Origin of the sequence: Kitasatospora albolonga, from assembly GCA_002082585.1 — a bacterium.
Taxonomy (GTDB): Bacteria; Actinomycetota; Actinomycetes; order Streptomycetales; family Streptomycetaceae; genus Streptomyces; species Streptomyces stephensoniae.
The window spans coordinates 1,719,160-1,736,849 of sequence record CP020563.1 but is presented as its reverse complement, the minus strand read 5'-3'; the positions used below and the strand labels follow the sequence as shown (position 1 = coordinate 1,736,849).

Sequence of the window (17,690 nt, the reverse complement as noted above, 5' to 3'; positions counted from 1 at the left end):
CTTCGCTGTCCCGGTGGCTGGATAGGGTGGAGCCGTATCTCTTCCGGCTGTGGACCCCCTGGAGCGGACCATGAACGTTGTGACCCCGAGCGGCGGCGACAGCGTGGCGGACCGCTCCTGGCCCGGCCTGCTGAACCCCCTGCTGCGCGGCGAGAACCTCTCCGTGGAGGACACCGCCTGGGCGATGGACCGCATCATGAGCGGCGAGGCGACCGACGCGCAGATCGCCGGCTTCGCGGTCGCGCTGCGGGCCAAGGGCGAGACCGTCGATGAGGTCACCGGTCTGGTCCGCGCGATGTACGCGCACGCCAACACCATCCAGGTGCCCGGCCGCACCGTCGACATCGTCGGCACCGGCGGCGACCTCGCCAAGACGGTCAACATCTCCACCATGTCCGCGATCGTCATCGCCGGGACCGGCGCCAAGGTCGTCAAGCACGGCAACCGGGCCGCCTCCTCGGCGAGCGGCTCCTCCGACGTACTGGAGAAGCTCGGCGTCAACCTGGAGCTGACGCCGCAGCGGGTGGTGGAGGTCGCCGAGGCGGCGGGCATCACCTTCTGCTTCGCCGTGAAGTTCCACCCCGCCCTGCGGTACGCCGCCAAGGCCCGGCGGGAGCTCGGCGCGCAGACCACGTTCAACATCCTGGGCCCCCTCACCAACCCGGCCCAGGTGCGCGCCCAGGCCGTCGGGGTGGCCGACGCCCGGATGGCGCCCATCGTCGCGGGCGTCCTCGCCGAGCGGGGCAACTCGGCGCTGGTCTTCCGCGGCGACGACGGGCTCGACGAGCTGACCACCACCGCCACCTCGCGGGTCTGGGTGGTCCGCGACGGAGCGGTGCGCGAGGAGCCCTTCGACCCGCGCGACGTCGGCCTCACCCTGGTGCCCGTCGAGGCGCTGCGCGGCGCCGACGCCTCGTACAACGCCGATGTCGCCCGCCGCCTCCTGGACGGCGAGACCGGTGCGGTGCGCGAGGCGGTGCTGCTCAACTCGGCGGCGGCGCTGGTCGCGCTCGACCCGGGGACGGGCACGCTGACCGAGCAGATCGCGGCGAAGATCCTCGTCGCGGCCGAGGCCATCGACTCCGGTGCGGCCAAGCGCGCGCTGGAGCGGTGGGTGGCGGCCAGCAACGCCTGAAATCGGCCAGGGGCGCAGTCCGGATGCCGGACTGCGCCCTTGCGCGTACGCATACATATGGCAAGATGCTGCGCAGGTCATGAGTGACAGCGACTACGGCCCCGGCCCGCTGTCCGGCAACCCTCCGTCCGTGGCGGGGTGCCCCGGGTGAAGACCAGGCCGTAGGCAGCGAGGTCTGCGGCAAGCGCGGGCCCCTCGGCATCCAGCGGATGCCAGCCCCCGGGGTCCTGGTCCCTAGGGAGCCTTCTGTGAGCAAGCGAATGCGTTAGGGCTCGTCCCAGGGCTTCTCCACGCCCTGAGCTGACTGCCCTTCTTCAGCGCACCCTCTTTTCCTTTCCTTCTCCGCGCCGCCGCGTATCCGCAGGCGCGTTGATTTCGCCTGCCTGTTACGGGAGTTCGCCATGTCTGTCTCCACCGCTGCCCTCGACTCGTCGGTTTGTGCCCCGCTGCCCGTTCTGGGGCATGATGTCACCGTTCCGCTCGTCACCGGCGGTGAAGTCACCTACGCCGCGCTCGACTACGCCGCCAGCGCCCCGGCCCTCCAGCGGGTCTGGGACGACGTGGCCGCGTACGCCCCGTACTACGGCAGCGTCCACCGCGGGGCCGGATACCTCTCGCAGCTCTCCACCGACCTCTTCGAGAACAGCCGCCGCACGGTCGCGGAGTTCCTCGGCTGCCGCGCCGACGACCAGGTCGTCTTCACCCGCTCGACGACCGACTCCCTCAACCTGCTGGCCGCCGCGCTCCCCGCCGACTGCCAGGTGTTCGTGTACGAGACCGAGCACCACGCCTCCCTGCTGCCCTGGCGCGACGCCCGCGTCACCTACCTCAACGCGCCCCGCACCCCGGGCCAGGCGGTGGAGACCCTGGAGCGGGCGCTCGCCGACCGGGACCCCTACGGCCCGGCGCTGGTCTGCGTGACCGGTGCCTCCAATGTGACCGGCGAGCTGTGGCCGGTGAAGGAGCTGGCCGCCGCCGCCCACGCGCACGGTGCCCGGATCGTCCTGGACGCCGCCCAGCTCGCCCCGCACCACCCGGTGGACATCGCCGGACTGGACGTCGACTGGGTCGCGTTCTCCGGCCACAAGCTGTACGCGCCCTTCGGCTCGGGGGTCCTCGCGGGCCGCGCCGACTGGCTCCGGGAGGCCGAGCCGTACCTCGCCGGGGGCGGCGCCTCCCGCAAGGTCGCCCGGCGCGCGGACGGCGGCGTGGACGTCGACTGGCACACCACGGCCGCCCGCCACGAGGCCGGTTCGCCCAACGTGATCGGCGTCTACTCCATCGCCTCCGCCTGCAAGGCCCTCACCGAGGCGGGGTTCGACACCCTGGTGGCCCGGGAGCAGGAGCTGGTGCGCCGGGTCCGCGAGGGGCTCGCCGAGGTCCCCGAGGTCCAGGTGCTCTCGCTCTTCGGGGACGACGCGCCCCGGGTCGGGGTCATCTCCTTCGTGGTGCGCGGCTGGAACAGCTCGCACTTCGCCGCCGCCCTCTCCGCGGAGTACGGCATCGGCGTCCGCGACGGCCTCTTCTGCGCCCACCCGCTGGTCCGCACCCTCCTGGGCAGCGACCCGCAGGACCCGGGCGAGTGCGGCGCCCCCGAGGCCGAGCCGGGCGAGCGGTCGCTCAACGCCATCCGCGTCAGCTTCGGGGCCGGTACGCCGGACGAGCACATCGAGCGCTTCCTGCGCGCGGTCTCCGAGCTGGTCCGCGAGGGCGCCCAGTGGAAGTACCGCACCGAGGACGGCCGCTGCGTCCCGGACCGGGGCGAGGCCGCCCGTACGGTCTGAAACGCCTCGGCCGGGGGCGGGCGCGCTGCCCGTCCCCGGCCGGCACGCGTACGGTCCTACGCGTCCAGGCCGATGGCGAACGCCGCTTCCAGGTCGTGCTGGGAGTACGTACGGAACGCCACGTGGGTGTCGGTGCCCTCGACGCCAGGGATCTTGCTGATCCGGCCGGGGATGACATCGGCGAGGTCGTCGTGGCGGGCGACCCGGACCATGGCGATCAGGTCGTAGGTGCCGGTGACGGAGAAGACCTCGCTGACACTGTCCAGCGCGGCGATGGCCTCGGCGATCTCCGGAATCCGGTCCACGCTGGTCTTGATGAGCACGATCGCGGTGATCACGGCTGGCTGTCTCCCTCGGTGGCCGTGGCTGGAGCCTTCACTCTAGACCGTCCCCGATAACGCCCCCAGGCGTAGAGGAACCCCGCCGCGAACCCCGCCACATGCGCCAGATACGCCACCCCCGGCCCCGCGTCCGCCGCCTGGGCCGCCGCCCACTGGAGCCCGAACCAGAAGACCAGCACGATCCAGGCGGGGAAACGCAGCGGCAGAAAGAAGAGGAACGGGAACAGGCTGGTCACCCTGGCCCGGGGAAAGAGGTAAAGGAAGGCGCCGAGTACGGCCGAGATCGCCCCCGAGGCGCCGACCAGCGTCTGTTCCGAGTCCGCGTGCACCGCCGCGTAGCAGACGAGGGCCAGATAGCCGCACCCCACGTAGAAGAGGGCGAAGTGTGCCCGGCCCATGCGTTCCTCGGCCATCGCCCCGAACACGTACAGGAAGAGCAGGTTGCCCAGCAGGTGCAGCCAGCTGCCGTGCACGAACAGCGCGGTGAACGGGGTGAGCAGGGCGCGCGCCGAGCCCTCCCACAGCTCGGCCGGGATCACCCCCCACCGCTCGAAGTACCCGGCCTGCGCGGCCAGCAGCGCGTCCTGGCTCCCGTAGGAGGCGCCGAATCCGGCCAACGGGCTGATCAGGAAGATCGCGCAGCACAGGGCGATCAGCCCGTACGTCACCGGCGCCCCGCCCGCCGTCCGCTCCCGGGCCCCTCCGGCCGTGGTCCACCGGGCGAACCGCCGTACGTCGATCATGTACAGAGCATGACGTACTGGGGGAGAACGGGACGGAGCGCCTCGCCGTGCCGATGCTTATACGCGAGGCCGTAGGGTTACGCCAGGACTTCCGCAGTTCGACGGCGCACCGCGAGATCCTTGACGTAGACAGGTGGAGTCGCGGCGGCGCGCCCGGCGCGGGCTCCTGGAGACGACGAAAGAGGACGCAAACGATGACGACGGTTCCCCTGCCGACGGACTCGACCCGCTGGCGCTGCACCCTGTGCGGCAATCTCACGCGCTTCGACGTGACGCGGTCCTCCAAGGTCGTGGAGTACGTGCACCTCGACCTGGCCGGTGAGTCCAGTGTCGAGGAGCGGGAGGTGGTCAGTGAGACCATCGAGTCGGTCCGCTGTCGTTGGTGCAACGCGGTGGACCAGATCGAACTGGTGGACAGGCCGGGTGCCGCCTCCTGAGGGAGCGCACCGACAGACATATCAATGGGGTGACGGACGGTGGACCAGCCGACCAGCGGCGCCGGACCGGCCGATGCGGCCGACGGCGGTGCAGAGGCGCTCGACCGTCCGCTGCCCGAAGGCGTACGGCGGCGGGTCATCGCCCTGGTCGCGGACGCCTTCGGCGGGCTGACCGTCGCCGAACTGCCCGCCCAGTTGCGGCAGTATGCCCGGTTCACCCCGACCCGGCGGGCCAAGTTCGCCGGGAACGCGATGGCCGCGGCCCTGGAGAGCGACCCGCTCTTCCGGCAGCGCATCGGTGAGCGGCTGAGCCAGGCCCAGCCGGAGCTGGCCGGTGCGCTGGAGGCGGGCTCGCCGCCCGCCGCCGCCGACCCCGTCGATGTGGCCGCCGCCGCCTATGTGCTGCGCCCGGTCGGCTGGGTCAAGCTGGTCGAGGCGGCCGGTGAGGAGGTCCAGCGGGCCGACGCGGAGCGGGTGGACGAGGAGGCCCGGCGTGAACTGGCCCAGCTCCGCGAGGAGCTGGAGCGGGCGCGCGCCCACACCCGCAGCGAGACCGAGCGGCTCCGCGCCGAGCTGGACGCGGCCCGCAAGGAGTCCGACTCGCTCCACCGCAAGCTCCGCAGCGCGCTGAGCGAGGTGAAGCGCGGTGAGGCCGCCCTGCGGCGCGCCGCCGCCGACGCGGACGCCCAGCGGGCCGAGGCGGCGGCCCAGCTCTCCGCCGCCGAGAGCGAGTCGCGCCGGCTCAAGCACCGGCTCGGCGAGGCGGAAGCGGCCCTGGAGGCGGGCCGCAGGGCCTCCCGCGAGGGGCGTTCGGTGGAGGACATGCGGCTGCGGCTGCTCCTGGACACCGTGCTGGACGCGGCCTCGGGGCTCCGGCGCGAGCTGGCCCTGCCCCCGGTGACGGCCCGCCCGGCCGACAGCGTGGACGCGGTGGAGCCGGGCCGGATGTCGCCCAAGGACATTGCCGCCAGGGCGCTTTCCGAGACGGACCCGGCGCTGCTCGACCAGCTGCTGGCGCTGCCGCAGGCGCACCTCATCGTGGACGGCTACAACGTCACCAAGACCGGCTATCCCCAGATGCCGCTGGAGAAGCAGCGGTTGCGGCTGCTGGGCGGCCTCTCGGTGCTCGCCGCGCAGACCGGCGCCGAGATGACCTGTGTCTTCGACGGCGCCGAGCTGGCCGCCCCGGTGCTGCTCGCCCCGCCGCGCGGGGTGCGGGTGCTCTTCAGCAAGGCGGGGGTCACCGCGGACGAGCTGATCCGTCAACTGGCCCGCGCGGAACCGCCGGGGCGGCCCGTGGTGGTCGTCTCCACCGACCGGGAGGTGGCGGACGGGGTGGCCAAGGCCGGGGCCCGGCCGGTCGCGTCCGTCTTGCTCCTGAAGCGGCTTTCGCGCGTCTAGTTTCAGATGCGTGGCATGTGTGGCATGCCGGTTTTCTGGGAACGTACCGTCAAGTCGCCGCTACACGTGGTGCGGTGAGAGTAAAGAAGTGCCTGATGTGACAAGAAAAATCCTGTGAGGATTTGAACTGATCACAAGAGGGTCACTAGGGTCAGGGCTCGAACCTTCGCACGGTTGATCACCCATGGGGGGTGGCGGCGAAGGAACCGCCGAGTCCGTGAGTCCACGGAGCCGGGGATTTGCCTCCCCACAGCCCGGTAGGCGGCTCTGAGGAAGAAGGAGCTCGCCTTCGTGGCGTCCCACCGTCGTCCCAAGCAGCCGAGCCGCGCCCGTGTGACCGTGCTCACCGCGACCGCCGCCGCGGCCGTCGCCCTGTCCTCGCAGACCGCCCAGGCCGACCCCAAGCCGACCAAGAACGAGGTCAAGGCCGAGGTCGACAAGCTCTACCACGAGGCCGAGGCGGCCACCGAGAAGTACAACGGGGCCAAGGAGCAGCAGGACAAGCTCAAGAAGCAGGTCGACGCGCTCCAGGACAAGGTCGCCCGCGGCCAGGACGAGCTGAACGACCTGCGCGGCGAGCTGGGTTCCATCGCCACCGCGCAGTACCGCTCCGGTGGCATCGACCCCTCGGTCGCCCTCTTCCTCGCCTCGGACCCGGACAGCTTCCTCGACCAGGCGTCCGCGCTCGACCAGCTGACGGTCAAGCAGACGGAGTCCCTCCAGAAGATCCAGGCCAAGCAGCGGACCCTCGCGCAGCAGCGCAAGGAGGCCCAGGACAAGCTCGGCGACCTCGCCGACGTCCGCAAGGCCCTCGGCGAGAACAAGAAGAAGTACCAGGGCAAGCTGGCCGAAGCGCAGCGGCTCCTCAACAGCCTCACCGCCGCCGAGCGGGCGAAGATCCAGGAGGAGGAGGCGAAGAAGGAGCGCGCCAGCCGCGCCACCAGCGAGCGGGTCCAGCTCGGCAACGAGGCCCCCGCCTCCGGCCGTGGCGCCGCCGCCCTCGCCGCCGCCGCCACCCAGCTCGGCAAGCCGTACGTCTCCGGCGGCTCGGGCCCCAACTCCTACGACTGCTCCGGGCTGACCCAGTGGGCCTTCGCCCAGGCCGGTGTCTCCATCAGCCGGACCACGTTCACCCAGCAGAACGACGGGGTGAAGATCGGCCGCAGCCAGCTCAAGCCGGGCGACCTGGTCTTCTTCAACGGACTGGCGCACGTCGGCTTCTACGCGGGCAACAACCAGGTCCTGCACTCCCCGAAGCCGGGCACCGTCGTCCGCTACGAGTCGATGAACTACATGGGCACCTTCCAGTTCGGCGTCCGTATCTGACGCCACGGCGCCTTCAGCCCGGCGCCACGGCGCCTTCAGTTCGCCGCCGCGGTGCCCTCAGATGACGCCACGGCCACCGAGGACGACGCCCGAACGAGGGAATCGCCGCACCCCACGCTGACGCCCTGCCCCGCCGGAGACCGAGGTCACCGGCGGGGCAGCGGTGTTCGACGCCCCTTCCGCCACCGGCGAGGTCTTTGGCCCGCGCGTAGTCGTCCGATTACTGTCTGGCTGCTGTGCGGCTCCCGCTCGTCGGTCCGCCCGTCCCGGGCGGCAGGGGCCGCGCGTTACTGCGTCAGCGGAAGGGAGTGCGGCTTCCTGTGGTGTCCCATCGCCGTCCCACACAGTCCGGCCTCAACCGGAGCGTCCGCGTCACGGTCGTCTCGGCCGCGGCCGCCACCGCCGCCGCGACCCTGACCGGGGCCCCGGCGAGCGCCGACCCGAAGGACACGCGCGAGAGCGCCAAGGCGGCCGTCGACCGGCTCTACGCCGAGGCGGAGCAGGCCACCGAGCGGTACAACGAGGCCGGGGAGCGCGTCGCGCGGCTGCGCGGCGAGGCGGACCGCGCCCAGGACGCGGCGGCCCGGGGCCAGGAGACCATCAACCGGATGCGTAACTCCCTGGGCGCGATGGCGGGCGCCCAGTACCGCACCGGCTCCATCGACCCGGCCCTCGCCCTGCTGCTCTCCTCCGACCCGGACACCTATCTGGAGCGGGCCGCCGCCCTCGACCGGGCCGGTGCCCGCCAGGCGCTGACCCTGGACAAGCTCCGGCACGTCCAGCGCGGGGTGGCCCAGACCCGGGCCGAGGCCACCCGCGCCCTCACCGAGCTGGAGCGGAACCGGGCCGCCGTCACCCGCCACAAACGCGCCGTCGAGGCCAAGCTCCGCCAGGCCCGGCAGCTCCTCGACTCGCTGCCCGCCGAGGACCGCGCCTCCTTCGACCGGGCCTCCCGCTCCGGCCGCGACGCCGCCCCCGACCTCACCGGCGTCGCCCCCGGCTCCGGCCGGGCGGCGTCCGCCGTCTCCGCCGTTCACCGGGCGCTCGGCAAGCCGTACGTGTGGGGCGCCAACGGGCCCTCCGGCTTCGACTGTTCCGGCCTCATGCAGTGGGCCTACGCCCAGGCCGGGGTGAGCCTGCCCCGCACCTCGCAGGCCCAGCGGTACGCGGGCCGCATGGTCCCGCTCTCCCAGGCCCAGCCCGGTGACCTGGTCGCCTACCGGGCCGACGCCAGCCATATCGGCATGTACGTGGGCAACGGCCAGGTCATCCACGCCCCCTACCCGGGCGCCGCGATCCGCTACGACCCGGTCGGCATGATGCCCGTCTCCTCGGTCACCCGGATCTGACGCTTCCCGGCCACCGGGCCGGGCCGCCGCCCGGAGGTGACCGTACGATCGGCAGGGTGGCCGGACGAGGACGTGGTGCGCGCGGGGGACGCCCCCGGTTCCCCCGGCGTGCGGCGGGCCTCGTGCTCGCCGTTCTGCTGACCGCCACCGCCTGTACGGCCACGGCGGACCGGCAGGGCGCCGGCACCTCCCTCACCGTCCGCGAGATCGACGCCACCCTGGAGCGCCGCGCCGCCGCCGTCCTCGCCAAGGACTCCGCGGGCTACCTGGAGCCGATCGCCCCCGACGCCCGGAAGCTGCGGGCCGCCCAGCGCACGGAGTTCGCCAACCTCGCCGACGTACCGCTGGAGTCCTGGACGTACGAGGTACAGGGCACCCCCGAGCAGGACGGCGACTGGGCCACCGCCGAGGTGGAGCTGAGCTACCGGATCGACGGGTACGACACCGCGCCCGTCACCACCCGCCGCACCCTGGAGCTGATGCGGGACGGCGGGCGCTGGTACGTCACCGCCGACCGGCCCGCCGAGGGCGCCTCCGACCAGCTCTGGCACCAGGGGGAGGTGGCGGTCGTCCGGGGCGCCCACAGCCTCGTCCTGGGCGTCGGACGGCCCGAGGAGGAGCTGCGCCGGGTCGCCGACACCGTGGACCTCGCCGTACCGGCCGTCTCCGACGCCTGGCCGGGGGAGTGGGCGCGCCGGGTGGTCGTCCTCGTCCCGGACTCCGTGGCGTCCATGGCGGAGCTCCTCGGCTCCCCGGAGACCAGCTACCGGGGTATCGCCGCCGTCACCACCGGCGAGGCGGGCACCACCGGGGAGCGCCCGGCCATCGCGGACCGGGTGATCGTCAACCCGCAGGCGTACGCCACCCTCGGCAGCTTCGGCCAGCGGGTCGTCCTGACCCATGAGACGGTCCATGTCGCCACCCGGACCAGCACCTCCACGGCCACCCCGGTCTGGCTCTCCGAGGGCTTCGCCGACTGGGCCGCCTACCGGGCCGAGGACCGCGCCCCCGACCTCATCGCCCCCGCGCTGACCAAGGCCGTCCGGGCCGGTGACGTGCCCGACGCGTTCCCCGTGGACGAGGACTTCGGCTTCGACGGCGACCCCGACAAGCTGGCCCGGGCCTACGAGAGCGCCTGGATGGCCTGCGAGCTCATCGCGGAGCGGTGGGGCAAGGAGAAGCTGACCGCCTTCTACGCGGCCGTGGGGGCCCACTCCGGGCGGGACGGGTCGGTCGAGCAGGCGATGGGCGCGGTGCTCGACACGACGCCGGAGCAGTTCACCGCCGACTGGCGCGACTACCTGAGCACCCGGCTCGGCTGATCCCCGGGCACCGCGGAGACCCCGGCCGCCGCCCCCGGCACCGTCTCCCGCCACAGCCGCCGCGCGGCGATCAGCGAGGCCGCCACCAGCAGCCCGTTCCGTACGAACAGCAGCGCCACGCCCCACGCGTCGCTCGCCACCACCTCGGCGAAGTACACCGGGAACTCCAGCACCGTCACCCCGGCCGCCACCAGCACCAGCACGGCGGGCCGCACCATCCCGCCGCCCCGGAACGCCAGGCAGACCGCCGCGAGACCGACCAGCCACACCACGTACTGCGGGCTGATCACCCGGCTCGTCGTGGTGAACAGCAGCACCGCCGTGAACGCGGCCTGCGCCGGGGTGTGGGCGGCGAACGCACGGGCCCGCAGCCGCCACACCAGCAGCCAGCCCAGAGCGAGCGCGGCGAGCCCCAGCGCCAGCGCGGAGACCAGCTCCACCCCCGGGCCGAGGAACTCCATCGAGCCGTAGCGCAGCTCCACCCGCCCCTCCCAGCCCATGTGCCGCGCCAGGTGGAAGTACAGCGCCCCCAGCGACTCGATCTCCGTGCCCCGGTCCCGCTGGAAGGCCAGGAACGCGAACGCCCCCGGCATCCACAGCGCGAAGCCCACCGCGAGACCGGCCCCCGTCAGCGCCGCCGCCGACCAGGCCGCCCGGGTCCGCCGCCCCCGCTCCACCCCCACCAGCACCAGCGTCGGCCACACCTTTAGCAGCGCCCCGAACGCGGCCAGCGCCCCCAGCACCTTCGGGTGCCGCACCCCCGCCAGCAGCGCCGCCACCGCCACCGCCGTCACCATCAGGTCGTAGCGGGCGTACACGGTCGGCCCCAGCAGCGGCACCCCCACGACCCACACCCAGGCACCCGCCACCCTTATCCCCGGCCGCCGCCCCGCGTACAGCAGCAGCCCCAGCACCAGGGCGTCGCAGAGCAGGACGAGAACGTAGAAGGCGCTCGCGTACGCGAGGAAGGGCAGCAGGGCGGGGGAGAGGATCGCGAGGGCCGCGCCGGGCGGGTACTGCCAGGTGACGTCGTCCAGCGGATAGGTGCCGGTGAGCAGCGTCTCGTACCAGCCCCGGTAGATCACCGAGACGTCCACGGTGACATCGAGGGTGCCCAGGGTGAGCACCCCGGACACCCAGAGCAGCAGCGCGGCCCGGGTCAGCACCCAGGCCGTGAACGGCAGCAGCCCGTACGGCAGGTATGCGCGGGACAGGAGTCCGTACGGCAGGAGTTCCGTGCCCCTGGATGGTCGCCCCGTCATCGCCGCCGCCCTGGATCGTCTCCGGCTCTCGTCCGGCGGCCCATGATGCCGGGGAGCGAGGGCGTCGGCCGGGAAGCGCGGCCGTTCGGTACTGTCGGCCGCGATGGACAAGACCTTGATCGTGACCAATGACTTCCCGCCCCGCCCCGGTGGCATCCAGGCGTTCCTGCACAACATGGCGCTGCGCCTGGACCCCGACCGGGTCGTCGTCTACGCCTCCACCTGGAAGCGCGGCGAGGAAGGGACGGCGGCCACCGCCGCCTTCGACGCCGAGCAGCCGTTCACCGTGGTCCGCGACCGGACGACGATGCTGCTGCCGACCCCGCGCGTCACCCGGCGGGCCACCGCCCTGCTGCGCGAACACGGCTGCACCTCCGTCTGGTTCGGCGCCGCCGCCCCGCTCGGCCTGATGGCCCCCGCGCTGCGCCGCGCGGGCGCGAGGCGGCTGGTGGCCACCACCCACGGCCACGAGGCGGGCTGGGCCCAGCTGCCCGCCTCCCGGCAGCTGCTGCGCAGGGTCGGGGAGGGCACGGACACGATCACCTATCTGGGTGAGTACACCCGCTCCCGCATCGCCGCCGCCCTTACCCCGGAGGCCGCCGCCCGCATGGTGCAGCTGCCGCCGGGCGTCGACGAGAAGACCTTCCACCCGGCCTCCGGCGGCGACCGGGTCCGCGCCCGCCTCGGCCTCTCCGACCGGCCCGTGGTCGTCTGCGTCTCGCGCCTGGTGCCGCGCAAGGGCCAGGACACGCTGATCCTGGCCATGCCCGCGATCCTCGCGCAGCTCCCGGACGCGGTGCTGCTGATCGTCGGCGGCGGCCCGTACGCCAAGGAGCTGAAGCGGCTCGCGGCGGAGACCGGGGTGGCGGACTCGGTGCGGTTCACCGGGCCCGTGCCGTGGGAGGAGCTGCCCGCGCACTACGGGGCCGGGGACGTCTTCGCCATGCCGTGCCGGACCCGGCGGCGGGGGCTGGACGTGGAGGGGCTCGGCATCGTCTACCTGGAGGCGTCCGCGACCGGGCTGCCGGTGGTGGCCGGGGACTCGGGCGGCGCGCCGGACGCGGTGCTCGACGGCGAGACCGGGTGGGTGGTGCGCGGGGGCAGCCCGGAGGAGGCGGCGGACCGGATCGTGACGCTGCTCGGGGACGCGGAGCTGCGGCGGCGGATGGGGGAGCGCGGACGCGCCTGGGTCGAGGAGAAGTGGCGCTGGGACCTGCTGGCGGAGAAGCTGAAGACCCTGCTGTGACTCCCTGAGGGCCTTTGCTGTGCGTACGGAGAGGGGGCCCGCGCCTCGAAAGGCGCGGGCCCCCTCTCCGTACGCGTAACACTCAGGCGCGGTAGATCGACTCCACCTCGTCCGCGAAGTCCTTCGCCACCACGTTCCGCTTCAGCTTCAGCGACGGTGTGATGTGGCCCGCCTCCTCGGTGAACTGGGCGGGCAGGATACGGAACTTGCGTACGGACTCGGCCTTGGAGACCGCCGCGTTGCCGTTGTCCACCGCCCGCTGCACCTCCGCCAGCAGCTCCGGGTCCTCCCGCAGCGACAGGGCCGTCGAACCGGCCGGCTTGCCGTGCTCCTCGGCCCAGCGGCTCAGGAACTCCTCGTCCAGGGTGACCAGCGCGCCCACGAACGGGCGGCCGTCGCCGACCACCATGCACTCGGCGACCAGGGCGTGGGCGCGGATGCGGTCCTCGATCACCGCGGGGGCCACGTTCTTGCCGCCCGCCGTGACGATGATCTCCTTCTTGCGGCCGGTGATCGCCAGATAGCCGTCCTCGTCGAGCGTGCCGATGTCCCCGGTGTGGAACCAGCCGTCGGCCAGCGCCTCGGCGGACGCCGACTCGTTCTTCCAGTACCCGGTGAACAGGTGCTCGCCGTGGAGCAGCACCTCGCCGTCGTCCGCGATCCGCACCACCGAGCCGGGCAGCGGCTGGCCGACCGTACCGATCTTCTGCCGGTCCCACGGGTTGAACGCGGTGGCCGCGCAGCTCTCGGTCAGGCCGTAGCCCTCCAGGACCGTGAAGCCGATGCCCCGGTAGAAGTGGCCGAGCCGCTCACCGAGCGGGGCCCCGCCGGAGATCGCGAACTCGCCCTTGCCGCCGAGGACCGCGCGCAGCTTGCCGAAGACCAGCTTGTCGAACAGCTTGTGCTTCAGCTTCAGCCCCAGCGAGGGGCCCTGCGGGGTGGAGAGCGCCCGGCTGTAGGCGATCGCCGTGTCGGCGGCCCGGTCGAAGATCTTGCCCTTGCCGTCGGCCTGCGCCTTGGCGCGCGCCGCGTTGTAGACCTTCTCGAAGACCCGGGGCACCCCGAGGATCAGGGTCGGCCGGAACGTGGCCAGCTCATCGGTGAGGTTCTTGATGTCGGGGACGCAGCCGAGCCGGATCGGGGCCATCACCGAGGCCACCTCGACCATCCGGCCGAAGACGTGCGCGGCGGGCAGGAACAGCAGCACCGAGCACTCGCCTGTACGGAACAGGGGCTTCAGCCGCTCCACCACGTTGCCGCACTCCGCGAAGAAGCTGCGGTGGGTGAGCACACAGCCCTTGGGGCGGCCCGTGGTGCCGGAGGTGTAGACGATGGTGGCCGGGTCGTCCGCCTTGGCGCTGACCATCCGCGCGTCCATGGTCTCGTCCGGGACCTCGGCGCCCGCCTCGCCCAGGGCCTTCACCGCGCCCGCCTCGATCTGCCAGACGTGCGCGAGCTCCGGCAGCCCCTCCCGTACGGACTCCACCGCGGCCGCGTGCGCGTCGCTCTCCACGACCACCGCCACCGCCCCGGAGTCACCGAGAATCCACTGCACCTGCTCGGCGGAGCTGGTCTCGTACACCGGCACGGTCACCGCGCCCGCGCTCCAGATCGCGAAGTCCAGCAGCACCCACTCGAACCGGGTGCGCGACATCAGGGCGACCCGGTCGCCGGGCCCCACGCCCGAGGCGATCAGCCCTTTGGCGGCGGCTCTCACCTCGGCCAGGAACTGGGTGGCGCTGACATCGGTCCAGGCACCGGCCACCTTGCGGCTCATCACCGCGACATCGGGATGCTGAGCGGCGTTGCGGCGGATCAGATCCGTCAGATTGCCGTCCGTCGGGACCTCGTACAGGGCCGGAAGGCTGAACTCGCGCAAGACTGCTGCTCCTCATCGGGCTCCGGTGCCACGGCTCTGTGTGACGCACCGGCTGCGGTCCAAGAATGGCGGGTGCTCAGGGGGGTGAGCACGACTGGACTGCCCGGACGTTACCCATCGGTACCTGGTTCCCGATAGGGGGTTCCGGCCAGATGTCTTATGCATCACACAGATAAATGGCCCTTTCGCGCACAGTAGTCCACCGCCGCGACGACTCGGAAGTAACCGCAGGTCCGGCCGGTCTACCGGGTAAGGGGCAGGGGTCCTAGGCTGATCCGCATGCGAGGCAGCGAACCGGCCGGGCCGGTGGCGGGCGCACGGCGCTCCACCCGGATTCACGTGGTCAGCGACGTCCACGGCAACACCGAGGCCCTGGCCCGTGCCGGGGACGGTGCCGACGCCCTGATCTGCCTCGGTGACCTGGTGCTCTTCCTCGACTACGCCGACCACTCGCGCGGCATCTTCCCCGCCCTGTTCGGCAAGGAGAACGCCAGCCGCATCGTTGCGCTGCGCACCGCCCGCCGCTACGAGGAGGCCCGCGCCTTCGGCCGCGAGCTGTGGGCGGGCCGCGACCGCAACACCGAGATCATCGGCGCGGTGCGCCGGCAGTACGCCGAACTCTTCGCCGCCTTCCCCACCCCGACGTACGCCACCTACGGCAACGTCGACGTCCCCCGTCTGTGGCCCGAGTACGCCCGCCCCGGCACCACCGTGCTGGACGGCGAGCGGGTCGAGATCGGCGGCCGGGTCTTCGGCTTCGTCGGCGGCGGCCTCAGGACCCCGATGAACACCCCGTACGAGATCAGCGACGAGGAGTACGCGGCCAAGGTCGAGGCGCTCGGCCCGGTCGACGTGCTCTGCTCGCACATCCCGCCCGAGGTTCCCGAGCTGACATACGACACCGTCGCCCGCCGCTTCGAACGCGGCAGCACCGCCCTGCTGGAGGCCATCCGCACCACCCGCCCCCGGTACGCGCTTTTCGGCCATGTTCACCAGCCGCTGGTCCGCCGGATGCGGATCGGCACCACCGAGTGCGTCAACGTCGGCCACTTCGCCTCCACCGGCACACCCTGGGCGCTGACCTGGTGACCGGAAGGTCCCGGGCCGTGGACCGGGGCGCGGCGGGCACGCGATAGCCTGCACAGCGGCAGGCTTCTGCCGAACGCGACCGGTTACACCGCACTGGAGGGCCACGGCGATGGCTGAACACACCAGCTCGAGCATCACGATCGAGGCGGCACCGGCCGACGTCATGAGCGTGATCGCCGACTTCGCCCGCTACCCGGAGTGGACCGGCGAGGTGAAGGAGGCCGAGGTGCTGGCCGTGAACGACCAGGGCCGCGCCGAACAGGTCCGCCTCGTCCTGGACGCCGGAGCGATCAAGGACGACCACGTCCTGGAGTACACCTGGCTCGGCGACAAGGAAGTCAGCTGGACCCTGGTCAAGTCCCAGATGCTGCGCTCCCTGGACGGCACGTACGCCCTCGCGCCGATGGCCGGCGGGGTGCGGACCGAGGTCACCTACAAGCTCGCCGTCGACGTCAAGATCCCGCTCCTCGGCATGATCAAGCGCAAGGCCGAGAAGGTCATCATCGACCGCGCGCTCGCCGGTCTGAAGAAGCGCGTCGAGTCCATCCCGCAGGGCTGAGCCCGATGCGTACGGTCCTGGTCACCGGCCCCGGCGGCGCGGGCCGTACCACCCTCGCGGCGGCGACCGCCCTGGCCGCCGCCGCGCACGGCAGCCGCACCCTCCTGGTCTCCGCCGCGCCCATACCCGGCCTCCCGGCCGGTACGGAACCCACCCGGGTCACCGACCGGCTCGACCACGCCCGCATCGACTCCGGCGCCCACTTCCGCGCCGAGCTCACCGAGCTCCAGCAGCGCGCCTCCGGCGTCCTGGATCTCGTCGGCGCCGGGCGGCTGGACGGCGAGGAGCTCACCGAACTCCCCGGCTCCCCGCAGCTCGCCCTCCTGCACACCCTGCACCGGGCCGCCGCCGGGGACTGGTCCACCGCCGGTTACGGCACCCTCGTCGTGGACCTCCCGCCGCTCGACCAGGCCCTCGCCCTGCTGGCCCTGCCCGAGCAGCTCCGCCGCTATCTGCGCCGCCTCCTGCCCGCCGAACGCCAGGCCGCCCGCGCCCTGCGCCCCGTCCTCGCCCAGCTCGCCGGGGTCCCGATGCCCGCCCAGTGGCTGTACGAGGCCGCCGCCCGCAAGGACGCCGAGCTGGCCGCCGTCCAGGCCCTGGTCGAGGACCGCGCCACCACGCTCCGCCTGGTCGCCGAACCCGGGTCCGCCGCCGGGGACGCCCTGCGCGCCGCCCGCACCGGCCTCGCCCTGCACGGGCTCCGCGCCGACCTCCTGGTCGCCAACCGCGTCCTGCCCCGCCACTCGTCCGACCCCTGGTTCGCCGATCTCGCCGCCCGGCAGGAGAAGTGCCTGGGCCACTGGCACGAGGAGTGGGCCCCGGAGGTCCCCGTCCATGAGGCCGCCCACCTCGGCCGCGACCCCCGCACCAGCGACGACCTGGCCGCGCTCGCCGTCCCCGCGCCGGACGGGCGCGAGGCGGGGAGGGCGGAGGACCCGTGGTGGATCGAGGGAGAGCCGGGGGAGAGCGGCACTCCGGCCGAGCTGACCTGGTGCCTGCCGCTGCCCGGCGCGGTCAAGGAGGACTTGCGGCTGGTCCGCCGGGGTGAGGAACTCCTCCTGACCGTGGGCCCGTTCCACCGGATCATCAAGGTCGCCTCGGCCCTGCGCCGCTGCACGGTCTCCGGCGCGGCCCTGACCGACGGCGTCCTGCGCGTCCGCTTCACCCCCGACCCCGGGCTCTGGCCCCGTACGCCCTGAACGGTGTGCGGCCGTTCGGGTAACGTCGGTGGTACGAGTCCCGCCGGCGCAGGCCGCCGGTGGCCGGTACCCCGTGTCGCAGGAGCCCGTCATGAGTGAAGCCACCGATCGTCCCTTCGACGGCGACGCGTGGGCCGACGCCTGCGCCGAGGACCTCGCCGCCGAGAAGGCCCGCCGCCGCGCGCAGTACGGCCCGCAGCCCGGCTCCGCCGCCGAGGAGCTGCGCAAGCTCGTCGACGCGGTCGCCGACAAGGTCTCCTCGCTCCAGACCCCGCTGTTCGGCGCCGCCGCCCAGGGCGCGGTCCAGCAGGCCATCCGGCAGGCGAAGTCCGCCGTGGAGCCGGTCATCGAACGCAACCCGCAGGTCTTCGACCACCTCGCCGCCGCGGGCAACGAGCTGCTGGCCGCCTACCGCTCGGCGGTGGAGGGCCAGGAGAGCCGCTGGACCCGCACCGCCGCCGACCCGGCCTCCGGCCCCTCGGAGAAGCCCGCCGGAAAGGCCGCCGACGACCCCTCCGACCCGCGCGACGAAGGCCCCTCCGGCACCGAACGCATCGACCTGGACTGATCGGTCCGGGCCGGGCCGGTGCCCCGCCTCGGGTACGGTTGCCCTTAGCG

The 17,690-nt window shown here is 73.0% G+C and carries 16 protein-coding genes and 1 riboswitch; of the genes, 12 read left to right on the top strand and 4 right to left on the bottom strand.

Annotation, left to right across the window (positions count from 1 at the left end; genetic code table 11):
• Positions 1-70: 70 nt before the first annotated feature.
• Together B7C62_07500 and B7C62_07495 are read left to right on the top strand one after the other, a co-directional pair.
• Positions 71-1,135, top strand: coding sequence for an anthranilate phosphoribosyltransferase (locus B7C62_07500; GenBank protein ID ARF77033.1), 1,065 nt, complete (start codon positions 71-73; stop codon positions 1,133-1,135).
• 75 nt (positions 1,136-1,210) lie between these two features.
• Positions 1,211-1,328: riboswitch (SAM riboswitch) on the top strand.
• A gap of 208 nt (positions 1,329-1,536) precedes the next feature.
• A complete protein-coding gene (locus tag B7C62_07495; GenBank protein ARF72132.1) occupies positions 1,537-2,919 on the top strand; it encodes a cysteine desulfurase in 1,383 nt (460 codons plus the stop codon).
• A 56-nt stretch (positions 2,920-2,975) separates the two neighbouring features.
• Here B7C62_07495 and B7C62_07490 read toward each other — a convergent pair whose 3' ends face one another.
• Both B7C62_07490 and B7C62_07485 read right to left on the bottom strand, forming a co-directional pair.
• The gene (locus B7C62_07490) at positions 2,976-3,257 is read right to left on the bottom strand and encodes an AsnC family transcriptional regulator (GenBank protein ID ARF72131.1); all 282 of its coding nucleotides are present in this window, start codon (positions 3,255-3,257) and stop codon (positions 2,976-2,978) included.
• Entirely contained in the window at positions 3,254-4,003 is a 750-nt protein-coding gene (locus tag B7C62_07485; GenBank protein ARF72130.1) for a rhomboid family intramembrane serine protease, read from the bottom strand. Before B7C62_07485 ends, B7C62_07490 begins: the two co-directional genes overlap by 4 nt.
• A gap of 194 nt (positions 4,004-4,197) precedes the next feature.
• Between B7C62_07485 and B7C62_07480 the strand changes: the two genes are divergently transcribed.
• The 5 genes from B7C62_07480 to B7C62_07460 all read left to right on the top strand — a co-directional run bounded on the left by B7C62_07480 (position 4,198) and on the right by B7C62_07460 (position 9,838).
• A complete protein-coding gene (locus B7C62_07480; protein ID ARF72129.1) occupies positions 4,198-4,440 on the top strand; it encodes a hypothetical protein in 243 nt (80 codons plus the stop codon).
• Positions 4,441-4,479: 39 nt separating this feature from the next.
• Entirely contained in the window at positions 4,480-5,841 is a 1,362-nt protein-coding gene (locus B7C62_07475) for an RNA-binding protein (GenBank protein ID ARF72128.1), read from the top strand.
• Between the two features lie 291 nt (positions 5,842-6,132).
• Entirely contained in the window at positions 6,133-7,167 is a 1,035-nt protein-coding gene (locus B7C62_07470; GenBank protein ARF72127.1) for a hypothetical protein, read from the top strand.
• A 320-nt stretch (positions 7,168-7,487) separates the two neighbouring features.
• Positions 7,488-8,516 (top strand): hypothetical protein, encoded by a 1,029-nt coding sequence (locus B7C62_07465; GenBank protein ARF72126.1) that lies wholly within the window; start codon positions 7,488-7,490, stop codon positions 8,514-8,516.
• Positions 8,517-8,572: 56 nt separating this feature from the next.
• Complete coding sequence (locus B7C62_07460) at positions 8,573-9,838, top strand: hypothetical protein (GenBank protein ARF72125.1); 1,266 nt, start codon at positions 8,573-8,575, stop codon at positions 9,836-9,838.
• On the opposite strand, the gene B7C62_07455 is transcribed toward B7C62_07460, so the two are convergent.
• Complete coding sequence (locus B7C62_07455) at positions 9,814-11,052, bottom strand: hypothetical protein (GenBank protein ARF77032.1); 1,239 nt, start codon at positions 11,050-11,052, stop codon at positions 9,814-9,816. The genes B7C62_07460 and B7C62_07455 overlap by 25 nt on opposite strands.
• A gap of 151 nt (positions 11,053-11,203) precedes the next feature.
• Between B7C62_07455 and B7C62_07450 the strand changes: the two genes are divergently transcribed.
• Positions 11,204-12,346, top strand: a complete 1,143-nt coding sequence (locus tag B7C62_07450) for an alpha-(1-2)-phosphatidylinositol mannosyltransferase (protein ARF72124.1) — start codon at positions 11,204-11,206, stop codon at positions 12,344-12,346.
• 82 nt (positions 12,347-12,428) lie between these two features.
• Here B7C62_07450 and B7C62_07445 read toward each other — a convergent pair whose 3' ends face one another.
• A complete protein-coding gene (locus B7C62_07445) occupies positions 12,429-14,225 on the bottom strand; it encodes a long-chain fatty acid--CoA ligase (GenBank protein ID ARF72123.1) in 1,797 nt (598 codons plus the stop codon).
• A gap of 279 nt (positions 14,226-14,504) precedes the next feature.
• On the opposite strand from B7C62_07445, the gene B7C62_07440 reads away from it, so the two are divergent.
• The 4 genes from B7C62_07440 to B7C62_07425 all read left to right on the top strand — a co-directional run bounded on the left by B7C62_07440 (position 14,505) and on the right by B7C62_07425 (position 17,640).
• On the top strand, positions 14,505-15,314 hold the full coding sequence (locus tag B7C62_07440) for a metallophosphoesterase (GenBank protein ARF72122.1): 810 nt from the start codon (positions 14,505-14,507) through the stop codon (positions 15,312-15,314).
• Positions 15,315-15,423: 109 nt separating this feature from the next.
• Entirely contained in the window at positions 15,424-15,873 is a 450-nt protein-coding gene (locus tag B7C62_07435; protein ARF72121.1) for a cyclase, read from the top strand.
• Between the two features lie 5 nt (positions 15,874-15,878).
• The gene (locus tag B7C62_07430) at positions 15,879-17,072 is read left to right on the top strand and encodes a hypothetical protein (GenBank protein ARF72120.1); all 1,194 of its coding nucleotides are present in this window, start codon (positions 15,879-15,881) and stop codon (positions 17,070-17,072) included.
• Between the two features lie 91 nt (positions 17,073-17,163).
• Positions 17,164-17,640, top strand: a complete 477-nt coding sequence (locus B7C62_07425; GenBank protein ID ARF72119.1) for a hypothetical protein — start codon at positions 17,164-17,166, stop codon at positions 17,638-17,640.
• The last annotated feature ends 50 nt before the right edge of the window (positions 17,641-17,690 follow it).